Genomic DNA, 15,019 nt, shown 5'->3' on the forward strand with positions numbered 1-15,019 from the left:
ACCACAGGTTCGGCGCCGCCGCCAGCCCCAGCACCGACAGCACCGCCAGCGCCGATCCGCCGGTCATCAAGGCGCGTGGCCCTCGGCGGTCCAGGGCGCGGCCGAGCGGGATCCCGCCCAGCGCGGCCACGATCAGCGCGGCGGAGAACGCGGCGGTGATGGCGCCGGTGGACCAGCCGGTGTCGCGGGTGATGGCGGGAGCCAGCACGGGAAAGGCGTAGTACAGCACGCCCCAGCTGGTGATCTCGGTGACGCACAGCGCGGCCAGCGGGCTGTTCACCGCGCGCCGGGCGTGGCCACGCGCCGACCGGGCTCCGGCGGCCGGAGCCGCCGGTGCCCGGTCTCGGGCGGCTGGTTCGGCCGCGTCAGTCATCGGCGCGTTCGGCCTCGCCCGAGTAGCCGTGCTCGATCCCGGTGGAGAAGCCCAGCCCGGCGGGTGCGCCGACCCCGATGCTGATCGGCTCGGACGCCGATCCGCCGCCGCAGCACGAGCCGCCACCGGCCGCGGACACGGCTGCGGATTCGGTTCGTGTCGCGGGTTCGGGTGCCGGTGACGTGGAGCAGGACGTCCCGCATCCGCCGTCCTGTGCGGGGGAGCCCGGTAGCTCGTCTTCGGTGACCAGGCTGGTGGAGCAGACGCCGGTCTCGGGCAGGTCGAGATGGACGGTGTCGGCCGCCTCCCGGTCCCCGGCGAGCGCGGCGGCGATGGAGCGGACCTGCTCGTATCCGGTGGCCATGAGGAAGGTGGGGGCGCGTCCGTAGCTTTTCATCCCGGCCAGGTAGAACCCGGGTTCGGGGTGGGCGAGGTCGCGTTCGCCGTGCGGCGGGACGGTCCCGCAGGAGTGGAAGTTGGGGTCGATGAGCGGGGCGAGTTTGGCCGGGGCCTGGGTGCCGGGGTCCAGGTCGAGCCGGACTTCGCGGAGGATGTCCAGGTCGGGACGGAACCCGGTGGCGGCGACCACGGTGTCGGTCGTGATCACGTGGTCCCCGTCCGGGGTGGTGCCGGTGACCTGGACGGCTCCGTCGCCGGTGGTGAAGCGGGTGATGGTGAAGCCGCGGATCAGGTCGATCTCTCCGTCGGTCACGGCCTTCTTCAGGCGGGTGCCGAGCGCGCCGCGGGCGGGCAGGCCGTCGGCGAAAGACGTCTCGGCGGAGAAGCCGGCGCGGTGCTCGATGTCGCCGCCCGGCGGGACGGCGAAGCACGGCCACGGGAGCGGGAGGCCGACGTTGGCCTGCATGCCGTGGACGAACATGCCGTCGGAGAGGCGGCCGGACGTCCAGAGCCAGGAGACGTTCCACCAGTCGCGCTCGCCCCAGCTGTGGTCGCGCTCCCCGGGCGCGTCCACGGCGATCTTCTCGCCGGCCACGCTGACCAGGCCGGAGACGGTGCACGGGATCTCGTAGCGCGGGATGTCCTTGTAGGGGTAGACGCCGCTGACGGTGTCCCAGCGCAGGTCGAAGGAGAGCCCGGCGGTGCCGGTGGCGGGGCCGAACGGGTCGGGGTGGACGGACGCGGTGCCCTGCAGCGTGATCCGGGCCGGGCCGAAGGGGTCGGGGATCTGCTGGGTCGCGGTGTAGGCGTCGGCGTGGACGTCGGCCGTTCCGGGCTTGGGCAGCGGCGCGTTGTTGTCGGCGATGAGGAGCAGCGGGTGGCCGGGGCGCACCAGCGCGGCCCAGTACCAGGCGCGGTCCCAGTTCGGGTAGAGGCCGAGCCGGACGTAGCCGGCGACGGAGCCGTCCGGGGCGGCGAAGTCGAAGTAGTAGGACTCGTTCCAGAGCAGTTCGGGGCCGGGCTCGTGCAGTCCCTCGTCCGCGGGCGTCAGGTTCCAGGTGCCGTGCTCGACGATCCTCGCCATGGACCCTCCGAAGGTTCCGAACGCGATTCTAGAGCGCCGATCCTAACCCTGGCGGCGGCGCTTCCAACAGGGATCAGCCCCGGCGGAACGGCGGAAATCGTAAGATCACCGGCAGACCTCGGCCGCAGGCGTTCCCTAGTGGCCGAAGGCCAGTAGGACCGAGCCCTTGTCGTTGGGGTACGGGGTGAACATGTCGCCGGTCAGGACGTAGACCATGCCGTGCGCGACGACCGCGCCGCCTCCGCCGGCGAGGGAGCCGCCGCGTCCGGTGCCGCCGTCCACGGTCGGGAAGTCGGCGATGGTGTCGAAGCTCCAGAGCACCTCGCCGGTGCGGGACGAGTAGGCGCGCGTCTTGCCGTCCATGCTGCCCTCCCAGACCAGGCCGGGGGTGGTGGTGACGGCGGGCGGATGGCCGAGCCGGCAGACGCCCGGGTACTGGGACGCGCCGCCGGTCGTGCATCCGTCGGACGGGTTCGGCGTCTTCCAGATGACGTGGCCGTTGGCGGGGTCGAGCGCGTAGAGGGTGCCGGGGTTCGCCATGTAGGTCGCGATGTAGAGGCGGTGCCCGTCGTAGGACGAACCCCACTGGATGCCGCTGAGGCCGCCGCCCGGCATGGGCGTGGAGAGCTGCCGCTGCCACACGATCTGGCCGGTGCGGGCGTCCAGGACGTGGTAGACGCCGACCTTCTGGCCGATGCCGATGAGGCGGCGCCCGCCGGCGGTGAAAATGTTGGGCGCGGCGCCGAGGTCGAAGTCGAGGGCGGTCCCGTCGGGCAGGTTGGGGCAGTACTGGTGGTCTTCCGGGGTCGGGCTGCTGCACTCCTGGCGCCAGGTGTCGACGTCGGTCATCTTGCGCGTCCAGCGTGCGCGGCCGGTGCGGGTGTCCAGGGCGAGGACGGAGTCGAAGTGGCCTCCGCTGCCGGTGTAGTTCTGCCCGGTGCCGACGTAGAGGGTGCGGGTCGCCGGGTCGATGGCGGGGGTGATCCACACGCCGCCACCGGACGGCGCATAGCGCGGCACCCCGTTGGGCCAGGTGCCGTCCTGCTTCGGCTCGGGGACGGTGTAGTAGCGCCAGTCGAGTTCGCCTGTATCGGCGTCCAGTGCGTCGACGTGGCCCCGGAACGTGCAGCAGGCGTGGTCCTTGCCCAGGAGGTTCTCACCGCTGGACACACCGACGTAGACGCGGCCCTGGTAGACGATGGGCGAACTCGTCACGATGGCGCTGACGGTGGTGTCGAGCCGGGTGGCCCAGAGCAGTTTCCCCGTGTACTGGTTCAGCGCGTACATGTAGCCGCGGGTGTCGCCGAAGTACACCTTGCCGCGCGATACGGCGGCACCGTCCCGCACTTGGGCGAAGCCCGTCCCGACCGTGCTGAGGTCGAACTCCCACTTGGCCGCGCCCGTCCTGGCGTCGCGCGCGCGGAAGCGGCCGTCGGGGCCGCCGAAGTAGATGGTGCGCCCGACGACGGCGGGCTGGCTGTGCGGGGCGCCGGCCCGCGCCGGGAACCCGAACGCCCATTTGAGCTTGAGGCCGCCGACGTTCGCGGGCGTGATCCCGCGTTCCGCCGGGTTGAAGCGGGTGCCGCGCAGGTCCTTCTGCCAGGACGGCCAGTCGCCGGACCGCGGATGGGCGGACGCGGGCGGCGCGGACGCGGGCGGCGCGGACGCGGACGGCGCCGCCGCCCCGGCCAGGGCCAGGCAGGCGGCGGCGAGCACGGCCGCCGCCCTTCTCGTCGGACGAGCCCTTCTCGTGGGACGCATGATCGATCTCCCTCAGGGGGTCGGGGCGCCGCGGCGCCCGGCGGACCGGTGCCGGTCGGCGCCGGGCAGGGCGCCGCGCAGCAGCCGGTCGCGGAGCGCGCCGGTGTTGCGGCGGCTGACGGCCAGCCGGGCGCCGCCGACCCGGAGCGTGCACCGGCCCGACTCGATGACCAGTTCCTCGACGTGGGCCAGCGAGACCAGGTGCGACCGGTGGATGCGGACGAACCCGGCGTCCCGCCACGCCTCCTCCAGCGCGGCCAGCGGCACCCGGACCAGGTGGCTGCCCGTGCCGGTGTGGAGGCGCGCGTAGTCGCCGTTGGCCTCGGCGTACCGGACGTCCGACCGCCGGACGAACCGGACGGTCCGCCCCACCCCGACCGGGATCACCTCGTCGGCGCCGTCCGGCGGCACGACCAGCACGACCACGGTGGTTCGCAGAGGCACTGCGGTTCGCATGGGCTCATGGAATCCGCGGGGCCGATGGCGATCAAGGGTGGGGTGGGGCATCTGGCATGTCTGGCACAAACTGTGGCATTCCACGACAAAGCGCTCAGTGCGCGAACGGGGTGTACCGGTTCCAGAAGCGGCAGTGGTGCTGCTGTGCTATCTCGTGCGTGACCTGGCTGTCCCCCGCCGGGATGAGCGACAGCACGGCCGGGTCGCGGCGGGTGAACCGCGGCCAGTACGGCGTGCCGTCCACGGTCGGGTTCCCGGTGCGGGCGAAGCCCGTCCACTGCGCGGTCAGCTGCCGGCCGAACGCCTCCTGGTTCGGGGTCAGCTCCGCTCCGCCGGGCATCGGCGCCAGGAACGGGGTCTCGCTGACGTGGTACGACCCGTTCGGCTTCGTCGGGTCGAGGAAGAACATCGGCGGCGCGTCCGGGTTGTCGGTCTGGTAGGCGAACACCGTGATGTGCCGGGCCAGCCGCTCGTCGTTGAGGAGCGCCGGGCACACGGAGTTGGAGTCGGCGACGATCGTCCGGTAGGCGATGAACGCCGACGGCTCCGGGAACCGCTCCAGCGGATACAGCTCGAAGACCCGGTCGGCCAGCGGCCCGTACTGCCGCCGCACGAACTCCCGGTACTGCGCCGGTGTCTCGGCCGAGGGCAGCTGCACCTCGTCCCGGTCGACGCCGTGCATCAGCGTGACGTCGTTGACCTTTCCTTCGGCGAGGGCTTGGCCGGGCGACATCGGGAGGATCTCGCCGTCCACGACGGGGCCCTGCGTACCGACGTCGGCGCCGATGCCCTCCCCGGCCTGCTCCAGCAGCTTCGCCACGGGCAGCGCGCGCAGGCAGGCGATGTCGGAGCAGCCCAGCGCGTCCGCGAACCGGGCCCCCGCCCGCTGCGCCTCGCGCTCGCTCGGCAGGACGGCCTTGCAGTCCTGCGCCTGCCACTGGACGTCGACGCCCCGCAGCGAGTTGTACTCGCCGCTCTGCGCGATGCCCTTCTGGAACAGGCCCTTCGCCGCCGGGGACGCGGTGTTCGCGCACACGCTCGACCCGCCGGCGGACGCACCGTAGATCGTGACGTTGCCCGGGTCGCCGCCGAAGCGCGCGATGTTGCGCCGCACCCAGCGCAGCGCCGCCTGCTGGTCGCGCAGCGCGTAGTTGCCGGAGTGCGCGCCGAGCCCCTCATGCGCCATGAACCCGAAGATGCCGAGCCGGTAGTGGACGCCGACGTTGATGACGCCGCCCTCCTTGACCAGGTGCGTCCCGTCGGACGGCGCCCCGAGCCGGAACCCGCCGCCGTGCAGCTCCACCATCACCGGCAGCGGCTTCCCGCCGGGCTTCCCGGGCGCGACGACGTCGAGCTTCAGGCAGTCCTCGTCGGCCGATCCGGGGCCGAGGCCGGGCGGCTGCGGGCACGGGCTGCCCGGCTCGGTGGCCCGCAGCGTGGACGTCCAGCCGGCGTGCGGCGCCGGCGGCGCCCACCGCAGGTCGCCGAGGGGCGCCGCCGCGTACGGGATGCCCCGCCAGGCCCGGACGCCGTCGCCCGCGGTGCCGCACACCGCTCCCCCGTCGGTCTGGACGGTCGTCCCGTCCGCGCAGGCCGGCGCCTTCGCGCCGCGCGCCGCGGCCGGTAACGGCGCCGACACCCCGATCGGCACCGCCAGCGCGAGCGCCGCCGCGCCCGCCGGCGCGACCGCGAAGAACCCTCTCCTCCGCCGCATACCGCCCCTCCTCACCGCCTCGTCCCGATGTACGGCTTGAACGTAGGACGGTGCGAAAGACCCGTGACAGGAAGATCGCGAGCGTATGCGGACAGCGGCGGCGGTCTCGCGCCGAACGGCCTGATATCGCCGCCGAGCGGTCGCCGGGGATCTCACTGGACGGGAGGGCGGGCGCCCGCCCGTGAAGGTCGGTTACTCTACCAAACAGTTGTTAGAAAGAAGGGTGCTCATGGATCTTGAGTTCGGGACGGCGGACGAGGCGTTCCGCGCCGAGGTGCGGGAGTGGCTGCGCGCGCACGTCCCGGCCGAGCCGCTGCCCTCGCTGGAGACCGAGGAGGGGTTCGCGGCCCACCGGGAGTGGGAGCGGACGCTCGGCGCGGCGCGCCTCGGGGTGGTGTCGTGGCCGGCGGAGTACGGCGGCCGGGGCGTGTCGGTCCTGCAGTGGCTGATCTTCGAGGAGGAGTACTACGCGGCGGGCGCGCCCGGCCGGGTCAGCCAGAACGGGATCAACCTGCTGGCGCCGACGCTGCTCAAGCACGGCACGCCGGAGCAGCTCGCGCGGATCCTGCCGCCGATGGCGGCCGGCGAGGTGATCTGGGCGCAGGCGTGGTCGGAGCCGGGCGCGGGCAGCGACCTCGCGGCGCTGCGCGCCACGGCGACGCGCACCGACGGCGGCTGGCTGCTGGACGGGCAGAAGACGTGGAGCTCCCGCGCCGCGTTCGCCGACAAGGGCTTCGGGCTGTTCCGGTCGGACCCGGAGTCGTCCCGGCACAAGGGCCTCACGTACGTGATGTTCCCGCTGGACGCCGAGGGCGTGACCGTGCGCCCGATCGGGCGGCTGGACGGCAAGCCCGCGTTCGCCGAGCTGTTCCTCGACAAGGTGTTCGTCCCCGACGAGGACGTCATCGGCGCGCCGGGCGACGGCTGGCGGGTCGCGATGGCGACGGCCGGGAACGAGCGCGGCCTGACGCTGCGCAGCCCCGGCCGGTTCACGGCGGCGACCGAGCGGCTCGTCGAGCTGTGGAAGGAGCGCGCCGACCCGTCCGACACCGCGCTGCGCGACCGCGTCGCGGACGCCTGGATCAGGTCGCGGGCCTACCGGCTCAAGGGCTTCGAGACGATCTCGCGCAGCGACGACGTCGGCGCCGAGTCCAGCCTGAACAAGGTCTTCTGGTCGGAGCTGGACGTGGCGCTGCACGAGACGGCGCTCGACCTGCTCGGCCCGGACGGCGAGATCGAGTCGGAGTGGCTGGAGAACTACGTGTTCTCGCTCGCCGGCCCGATCTACGCGGGCACCAACGAGATCCAGCGCAACGTGATCGCCGAGCGGCTGCTCGGCCTGCCGAGGGGAGCCCGATGACCGCAGCGAAGCGAGGATCGTCGGGATCCCGACTCCGGGGGTCTGGGGGTCGCCCCCCAGGGAGGCAGAGCCCGATGACCGCAGCGAAGCGAGGATCGTCGGGATCCCGACTCCGGGGGTCCGGGGGGCGCCCCCCAGGAAGGCAGGGTCCGATGACCGCAGCGAAGCGAGGATCGTCGGGATCCCGACTCCGGGGGTCTGGGGGTCGCCCCCCAGGGAGGCAGAGCCCGATGACCGCGGCGAAGCGAGGATCGTCGGGGCCCCGCCCCGGGGGTCCGGGGGGCGCCCCCCAGGAAGGCAGGGTCCGATGAAGTTCGTTCTGGACGCCGAGCAGCGGATGTTCGGTGAGACGCTGCGGCGGCTGCTCGCCGACGCGGGCACCGCGAAGACCGCGCGCGCGTGGGCGGCCGGGGACTCCGGGCCGGGCCGGGCGCTGTGGACGTCGGTCGCGGAGGCCGGGGTGTTCGCGGTCGCGGTGCCGGAGGAGTTCGGCGGCGCCGGGCGGCTGCCGGTGGAGCTGGTCGTCGCGGCCGAGGAGCTGGGGCGCGCCGCCGCGCCGGGCCCGTACGTGGAGACGCTCGCGGCGGCGGAGCTGCTGGGCGAGTCGCCGTGGCTGCCGCGGATCGCGGAGGGCGAGGCGGTCGTGACGCTGGCCGTCCCGCACGCGCTGGACGCCGACGTCGCCGACCTCGTCCTGACCCCGGACAAGGTGGAGCGCAAGGCCGGTGAGGCGCTCGCCTCGCTCGACCCGGCGCGGCGCCTGTTCCGCGTCGAGGGCGGCGGTGGTTTCACCGACTTCGGCGTGCTGCTGTGCGCGGCGCAGCAGATCGGGCTCGGCCAGGCGCTGCTGGACGTGTCCGTGGAGTACGCCAAGACGCGGCAGCAGTTCGGGCGCCCGATCGGCGAGTACCAGGCGATCAAGCACCACCTGGCGACCGCGATGGTCGAGCTGGAGTTCGCCCGCCCGCTCGTGTACGGGGCGGCGCTGTCGTACGGGACGCCGGACTTCGCCCGGGACGTCTCGGCCGCGAAGGTCGCCGCTTCGGAGGCGTCCTACAGCCTGGCCAAGACGGCCCTACAGGTGCACGGCGCGATCGGCTACACCGACGAGTACGACCCGTCGCTGTGGATCCGCAAGGCGCGCGCGCTGTACTCGGCCTGGGGCTCGGTGGCCGAGCACAGGGCCCGCGTCATGGCTGCTCTTTGAAGTCCTTGAGTTCCACGCGGCGGACCTTGCCGGACGCGGTCTTCGGGAGGTCGTCCACAAAGACGACCTCCCGGGGGACCTTGAAGTTCGCGAGCCGCTCCCGGCAGTGCGCGATCAGCTCGTCCGCCGTGGCGGCCCGGCCGGGGCGGAGCCGGACGTAGGCGCGGGCGACCTCGCCCATCCGCTGGTCGGGGACGCCGATGACGCCCGACTCGGCGACGGCGTCGTGGCGGGCGAGGGCGTCCTCGACCTCGGCCGGGTACACGTTGAACCCGCCGACGACGAACATCTCCTTGCTCCGCCCGGTGATGGCGAGGTTGCCGCGCTCGTCGAGGCGGCCCCGGTCGCCGGTGTCGAGCCAGCCGTCGCGGACGGTCTCGGCCGTCGCCTCCGGGTCGCCGAGGTAGCCCTTCATGACGTTGTAGCCGCGGACGAGGATCTCCCCGTCGGTGCCCGCCGGGACCGGCTCGCCCTTCTCGTCGACGATCTTGACTTCGACGTCGTCGATGGCCCGGCCGGACGTCGTCGCGATCGTCTCGTCATCGTCGTCCACCGAGCAGGCCGTCACGGTGCCGGACGACTCGGTCAGCCCGTACGCGGTCACGACCTGCGGGAACAGCTCTTCCTTGATGCGCCGCACCAGCGCGACGGGCACGTCCCCAGCGCCCGTCACGGCCAGCCTGAGCGACGAGAGGTCGCGCTCCTCGCGGCCGGGCGCGTCCAGCAGCGAGGTGTAGATGGTCGGCGGGCCCGGCAGCACGGTGATCTTCTCCTGCTCGATCAGCCGCAGCGTCTCCGGGACGTCGAAGGTGCGCTGGAGCACCATCGCGGCGCCCTTCATCACGCACGCCAGCACGCCCGCCTTGTAGCCGAACGTGTGGAACATCGGGTTGACGATGAGGTACCGGTCGCCGGCCTTCAGGCCGGTCCGGCTCGTCCACGCCGCGTAGGTGCGGACGTTCTGCTCGTGGGTGACCACGACGCCCTTGGCCCGGCCGGTCGTCCCGGACGTGAACAGGATGTCGGCGACGTCGTCCGGCCGGACGGCCGCCGTCCGCGCGTCGGCCTCCGCCGCGGGCACGGCCCCGGCGGTGAACTGGTCCCAGGCGGCGACGCCCGGCCGCGCGGGCCCGTTGAACGTGACGATGCGCTGGAGGTCGGGCAGCCCGGGGACGGCGCCCGACTCGTCCAGGCCGAGCATGCCGGGGTAGTCGATGCCGAGGAACCCGTCCTCCACGAAGAGCATCTTGACCTCGGCCTTGGTGAGCGGCCACCGGGCCTCGTCGCCCTTGTACCGGGTGTTCAGCGGGACGAGCGTCGCGCCCGCGCCCATGGCGCCGAGCACGGTGACGATCCAGCGCAGCCCGTTCGGCGCCCAGATCGCGATGCGGTCGCCCGGACCGACGCCGGCGCCGATGAACGCGGCCGTCGCCTCCCGCACCCGCTCGCGCAGCTCCGCGTAGGTCACCCGGACGTCGCCGTCCACGACCGCCTCGGCGTCCGGAGAGTCCTGCGCGGCCCGCTCCAGCAGACCCGGAATCGTCAGCTCGCTCATAACCGTCCATGATGGGCGCGGCGCGCGCGATCAGGCCAGGGCGTCCCGCTCACCGGTACCGGGCCAACTCCTCGCGCAGCCAGTGGTAAGACGCCTTCGGCGTGCGGCGCTGGGTGGCGTAGTCGACGTGGACGAGGCCGAAGCGCTGGTCGAAGCCCTCCGCCCACTCGAAGTTGTCGAGCAGCGACCAGACGAAGTAGCCGCGGACGTCCACGCCGTCGCCGATGGCGCGGTGCAGTGACCGGAGGTGGCCGTCCAGGTAGTCGATCCGGTCCCGGTCGGGGCGGCCGGGCTCGTCGGGCGCGGAGCAGCCGTTCTCGGTGATCAGGATCGGCGGCAGCGCGTCCCGGTAGGCGTCGCGGAGGCCGGTCAGCAGCTCGTGCAGGCCGTCCGGGACGACGGGCCAGCCGAACGCCGTGACCGGGTGGCCGTCGATCGGCACGTCCTCGAAGGGCAGGCCCGCGCCGTCGAGATGGCGCTCGACCTCGCGCAGGACGGACGCGCCGCCGGAGGCGGGTGCGTGCCCGTGCGGCGCGGCGACCTTCGTCGGGCTGTAGTAGTTGACGCCGAGCAGGTCGAGCGGCGCGGCGATCGCGGCGAGGTCGCCGTCCCGGACGAACGGGAGGTCGGCCACGCCGTACGCGCTCAGGTCCGGGTAGCGGCCGAGAAGAAGAGGGTCGGTGAACAGGCGGTTCTGGAGCGCGTCGAACGCGGCCGCGGCGGCCCGGTCGGCGGGCGCGTCGCTCGCGGCCCACACCGGGCTGTAGTTGTTGGTGAGCGCGACCTGGCCGGACGTCCGCTCGCGCAGTGCGGGGACGGCGAGGGCGTGGGCGAGGAGCAGGTGGTGGGCGGCGGGAAGGGCGTCCAGGAGGAGCGCTTCGCCGGGCGCGTGGGTCCCGACGCCGTAGCCCTCGGTCATGTGGACGAACGGCTCGTTCAGCGTGATCCAGACGCCGACGCGGTCGCCGAGCCGGTCGGCGACGAGGCCCGCGTACTCGGCGAACCGGTGCGCGATGTCGCGGTTCATCCAGCCTCCGGCGTCCTGGAGCGCCTGGGGCAGGTCCCAGTGGTAGAGGGTGAGCGCGGGCAGGATGCCGCGTTCGGCGAGGGCGTCCACGAGCCGGTCGTAGAAGTCGAGGCCCTTGGGGTTCGCGGGGCCGCGCCCGTCGGGCTGGACGCGCGGCCACGCCGCCGAGAACCGGTAGGCGTTCACGCCGAGGCCGGCCATCAGCGCGACGTCCTCCGGCCAGCGGTGGTAGTGGTCGCACGCGATGTCGCCGGTGTCGCCGTTCTTGACGCGACCGGGCCGGGCGCAGAAGGAGTCCCAGATGCTGGGGCCGCGGCCGTCCTCCTTCACGGCGCCTTCGATCTGGTACGCCGCCGTGGCCGTACCCCACAGGAAGCCCTCGGGAAAGCGGGGAAGCACGCGCGTCTCCTCTCCTAACATGAGTGGACGTCACATTAAAACATGAACATGTGTCATGTTCGGCCGGAGCGGGGAGGGGCGATGACGGACGGGGTGCGCCGCAGGCCGACGCAGCGCCGCAGCGTGGAGCGGTTCGAGCGGCTGCTCGACGCCTGCGCGGAGCTGCTCGCCGAGGCCGGGCACGACGCGCTGACCACCAGGGACGTCGCCCGCCGGGCGGGCGTCCCGATCGGCACGCTGTACCAGTTCTTCGACGGCAAGTCCGGGCTGCTGTACGAGCTGGCCATGCGGAACCTGGCGATCCTGATCGGGCGGGTGCACGAGCGGCTCACCTCCGAGCCGGTGCGGACGTGGGCGGACGCGGCCGTGCTCGTCTACGACGAGAGCCTCGCGCTGCGCCGCACCGTGCCGGGCTTCTTCATCGCCGACTTCCGCGACACCGGCGCCATCGACCAGGGCCTCGTCCGCCGGATCGACACCGAGATGGCGGCGCGCATGTACGAGCTGGGCACGCAGAAGGCGGGCCTGCCGCCGCTGGCCGACCACGAGCGCGTCCTGCTGGTGGCCATCACGGCGTCGGACGGCCTGCTCCGGCTCGCCTACCAGTCGGCGGAGGACGGCGACCCGGCCGTGGTCGCGCTCGGCGCCCGGCTGCTGCGGGCGTACTTCACCGACCTCGCGGCGGATCCCGTCCCAGATCCATAACATGAGCCTTGTTCACTTTTTCTCCGATCGGTGATATCACTCACCTCAGATCCGTGGCCCCCACCCCGGTCGAGGTGCCCCATGCCGTTCCGACGCTCCCTCCGACGTACCGCCTGCATCCCGCTCGTCCTCGCCCTGCTCGCCGCGCTGGCCTCCGGCCTCGCGACCGCGCCGCCCGCCCGTGCCGCGTCCCTGTCCGCCGATGGCGGTGAGGTGCGCGGCTACATCGACGCCCACAGCCACCTCATGTCGTACGAGGCGTTCGGCGGGCAGCTGCTGTGCGGCAAGCCGTTCGACCCGGACGGCATCCAGGCGGCGCTGCGCGACTGCCCCGACCACGCCGGGAACGGCGCGTTCGCCTGGTTCGAGAACTTCACCCGGCACGGCACCCCGTTCGGCACCCACGACCCCACCGGCTGGCCCACGTTCAAGGACTGGCCCGCCTGGGACTCCCGCACCCACCAGCAGGTCTACTACGCCTGGCTGGAACGGTCCTGGCGCGCCGGGCAGCGCGTCCTGGTCAACCAGCTCGTCGCCAACCGGCAGCTCTGCGAGATCTATCCGCTGAAGCGCAACGCGTGCGACGAGATGGCGGTCATCCGGCTCGAAGCGCGGCGGATGCGGGAGATGCAGTCCTACATCGACGGGCTCAGCGGCGGTCCCGGCAAGGGCTGGTTCCGCATCGTGCGCGACGCCGGCGAGGCCCGCCAGGTCATCGGGCAGGGCAAGCTCGCCGTCGTCCTCGGCATCGAGACGTCCGAGCCGTTCGGCTGCCGCGTGATCGGCGGCGTCCCGCAGTGCACGCGCGCCGACATCGACCGGGGCCTGGACGAGATGAAGGAACTCGGCGTGTCCTCGATGTTCCTGTGCCACAAGTTCGACAACGCCCTGTGCGGGGTGCGGTTCGACGGCGGCACGACGGGCGCCGTCATCAACGCGGGCAACTTCCTCGGCACCGGGCGGTTCTGGCAGGCCGAGACGTGCACCGGCGCCGCCCACGACAACACCATCGCCCCGGCCGGCGCCGTCAACGGGCAGGTCGCCGAACTCCTGCGGCTGCTCGGGCAGGCCGGGATCACGCTGCCGCTGTATCCCGACGCGCCGCACTGCAACCTGCTCGGCCTCACCGACCTCGGCGCCTACATGGTGAAGGGCCTGATGAAGCGGCACATGCTCGTCGAGATCGACCACATGAGCGTGAAGGCCGCCGACCAGACCCTGAGCCTGCTGGAGGACGCCGGGTACTCGGGCGTCGTCTCGTCCCACAGCTGGACCGACGACACCTACATGCGGCGCGTCTACCGCCTCGGCGGGATGATCACCGGCTACGGGAGCTCCGCCGACCGTTTCGCGGCGGAGTGGCGGCGCAACAAGAGCGCCGCCGACCCGCGCTTCACCTTCGGCTACGGGTACGGGCTCGACGCCAACGGCATGGGCCCGCTGCCGTCGCCGCGCGCGGACGCGAAGGAGAACCCGCTGCGCTACCCGTTCACCTCGCCGATCGACCCGGCGGTGAAGCTCGACCGGCTCCGCACCGGCCTGCGCACCTGGGACCTGAACACCGACGGCGTCGCCAACTACGGGCTCGTCGCCGACTGGATCGCCGACATGCGCGCCTACGGCGGGCAGGCGCTCGTCGACGACATGGCCCGCGGCGCCGAGGCGTACCTGGAGATGTGGCGCCGCGCCGAGACCTGGACGGGAGGCGCGTGAGCGAACTGACGGCCGCCCGCCGCCCCGGCGAGCGCGGCACCGCGGAGGTCGGGCGGAGCTGGCTGCTCGGCTACGCCGCCGCGTGGTTCGGGTACTGGCTGGTGATCCTGCTGCCGCCGCAGTTCATGACCCCGCACCTCATCGGCCGCATCGCGGCGGAGGACAAGGTGGACGTGCTGTCCTACCTGCTGATCCAGAACTCCGTCGTGGTGGTGCTGTGCGTGCCGCTCGCCGGGATGGCCTGCGACCGCACCCGGACCCGCTTCGGCCGCCGCCGCGTCTGGGCGCTCGGCGGGTTCGCGGTCGCGGCCGTCCCGTACGCGCTGATCGGGACGCAGACGAGCTGGCCGGTCGTGGCGGCCCTGATGGTCGTCGTGTCGATGGGCGCGGCGGCCGTGCTCGCCGCGCTCAGCGCCGTGATCGCCGACCGGGTGCCGCACCATCAGCGGGGCGCGGCGTCCGCCGCGATGGGCGTCCCGCAGGTCGTCGCGCTCGTCGTCGGGATGGTGCTGGTGACGATGGTCGTCACGTCCGTCCCCGGGATGTGGGCACTGATCGCGGTGCTGGCGGCGGTGTCGGCGCTGCCGTTCTTCCTCGGCCGGCCGGGTGCCCGCCCGGCCGCTCGGAACGCGCACGAGATGCCGGGCGCGGGCGAGCGGGTCCCGTTCCCGCATCCGCGCCGCCACCCGGACTACTACTGGGCGCTGCTGTCCCGCGTGCTGATCAACGCCGGGAACCTGGCCGGGACGACGTACCTGCTGTACTTCCTCACCGACGTCCTGCACCGGACCGACCCCGACGGGTCCCTGCTGATCCTCACGCTGATCTACCTGGTGTGCTGCGCGGCGACCGGCTGGCTCGGCGGGAGGGCGTCGGACGCGCTCGGCCGCCGCCGCGACCTCATCGCGGTCGCCGGCGCGCTCCAGGCCGGCGCGGCGGCGCTGCTCGCGGTCGCGCCGGCGTGGCCGTCCGCCATGGCGGGGGCGGTGCTGCTCGGGGCGGGCTACGGCGCGTTCCTGTCGGTCGACCAGGCGCTCGTCACGGACGTGCTCCCCGACCAGCGCAGCCGCGCCCGCGACCTCGGCGTCGTCAACGCGGCGCAGAACGTCCCGCTGGCGTTCGGCGTCGCCTGGTTCGTGCTCACGTTCGTGGGCGGCTACCGCGTGCTGTACGCGGTGTCCGCCGTGATCATGCTGCTGGGGTCCGCCTCCGTGTACCGGATCAGGAGCGTCCGTTGAAAGGTGCCTCATGAAAGCGGTCATGGTC

Annotated in this window: 12 protein-coding genes; 5 read left to right on the forward strand and 7 right to left on the reverse strand. The window is 73.0% G+C overall.

Annotated features, from left to right (window positions below):
• The 5 genes from ETD96_RS10295 to ETD96_RS10315 all read right to left on the reverse strand — a co-directional run.
• On the reverse strand, window positions 1–280 hold a 280-nt coding region (locus ETD96_RS10295; RefSeq protein WP_338072542.1), incomplete at its 3' end, for an MFS transporter.
• A gap of 85 nt (window positions 281–365) precedes the next feature.
• On the reverse strand, window positions 366–1,856 hold the full coding sequence (locus tag ETD96_RS45775) for a Rossmann-fold NAD(P)-binding domain-containing protein (protein ID WP_205719196.1): 1,491 nt from the start codon (window positions 1,854–1,856) through the stop codon (window positions 366–368).
• Window positions 1,857–1,991: 135 nt separating this feature from the next.
• The gene (locus tag ETD96_RS10305) at window positions 1,992–3,617 is read right to left on the reverse strand and encodes an outer membrane protein assembly factor BamB family protein (protein ID WP_138636088.1); all 1,626 of its coding nucleotides are present in this window, start codon (window positions 3,615–3,617) and stop codon (window positions 1,992–1,994) included.
• Between the two features lie 12 nt (window positions 3,618–3,629).
• Window positions 3,630–4,073 carry a LytR/AlgR family response regulator transcription factor gene (locus tag ETD96_RS10310; protein WP_240807460.1) on the reverse strand — a complete coding sequence of 148 codons (444 nt, stop codon included), beginning with the start codon at window positions 4,071–4,073 and terminating at the stop codon, window positions 3,630–3,632.
• 94 nt (window positions 4,074–4,167) lie between these two features.
• A complete protein-coding gene (locus tag ETD96_RS10315; RefSeq protein ID WP_138636090.1) occupies window positions 4,168–5,787 on the reverse strand; it encodes a carboxylesterase/lipase family protein in 1,620 nt (539 codons plus the stop codon).
• A gap of 229 nt (window positions 5,788–6,016) precedes the next feature.
• Between ETD96_RS10315 and ETD96_RS10320 the strand changes: the two genes are divergently transcribed.
• Both ETD96_RS10320 and ETD96_RS10325 read left to right on the forward strand, forming a co-directional pair.
• Window positions 6,017–7,147, forward strand: coding sequence for an acyl-CoA dehydrogenase family protein (locus tag ETD96_RS10320; RefSeq protein WP_138636091.1), 1,131 nt, complete (start codon window positions 6,017–6,019; stop codon window positions 7,145–7,147).
• A gap of 307 nt (window positions 7,148–7,454) precedes the next feature.
• Window positions 7,455–8,354 carry an acyl-CoA dehydrogenase family protein gene (locus tag ETD96_RS10325; protein WP_138636092.1) on the forward strand — a complete coding sequence of 300 codons (900 nt, stop codon included), beginning with the start codon at window positions 7,455–7,457 and terminating at the stop codon, window positions 8,352–8,354.
• Here the strand turns inward: ETD96_RS10325 and ETD96_RS10330 are convergent.
• Window positions 8,338–9,909, reverse strand: coding sequence for a FadD3 family acyl-CoA ligase (locus tag ETD96_RS10330; RefSeq protein ID WP_138636093.1), 1,572 nt, complete (start codon window positions 9,907–9,909; stop codon window positions 8,338–8,340). The genes ETD96_RS10325 and ETD96_RS10330 overlap by 17 nt on opposite strands.
• A gap of 49 nt (window positions 9,910–9,958) precedes the next feature.
• Complete coding sequence (locus tag ETD96_RS10335; RefSeq protein ID WP_420884745.1) at window positions 9,959–11,335, reverse strand: GH1 family beta-glucosidase; 1,377 nt, start codon at window positions 11,333–11,335, stop codon at window positions 9,959–9,961.
• An 81-nt stretch (window positions 11,336–11,416) separates the two neighbouring features.
• On the opposite strand from ETD96_RS10335, the gene ETD96_RS10340 reads away from it, so the two are divergent.
• The 3 genes from ETD96_RS10340 (at window position 11,417) to ETD96_RS10350 (ending at window position 14,991) form a co-directional block, all read left to right on the forward strand.
• Complete coding sequence (locus ETD96_RS10340) at window positions 11,417–12,040, forward strand: TetR/AcrR family transcriptional regulator (protein WP_171068957.1); 624 nt, start codon at window positions 11,417–11,419, stop codon at window positions 12,038–12,040.
• A gap of 81 nt (window positions 12,041–12,121) precedes the next feature.
• The gene (locus ETD96_RS10345; protein WP_138636096.1) at window positions 12,122–13,753 is read left to right on the forward strand and encodes an amidohydrolase family protein; all 1,632 of its coding nucleotides are present in this window, start codon (window positions 12,122–12,124) and stop codon (window positions 13,751–13,753) included.
• Window positions 13,750–14,991 (forward strand): MFS transporter, encoded by a 1,242-nt coding sequence (locus ETD96_RS10350; protein WP_171068958.1) that lies wholly within the window; start codon window positions 13,750–13,752, stop codon window positions 14,989–14,991. The genes ETD96_RS10345 and ETD96_RS10350 overlap by 4 nt, the downstream gene beginning before the upstream one ends.
• Window positions 14,992–15,019 lie beyond the last annotated feature (28 nt).

The organism is Actinomadura geliboluensis (assembly GCF_005889745.1).
In the GTDB taxonomy this organism is placed as follows: Bacteria; Actinomycetota; Actinomycetes; order Streptosporangiales; family Streptosporangiaceae; genus Spirillospora; species Spirillospora geliboluensis.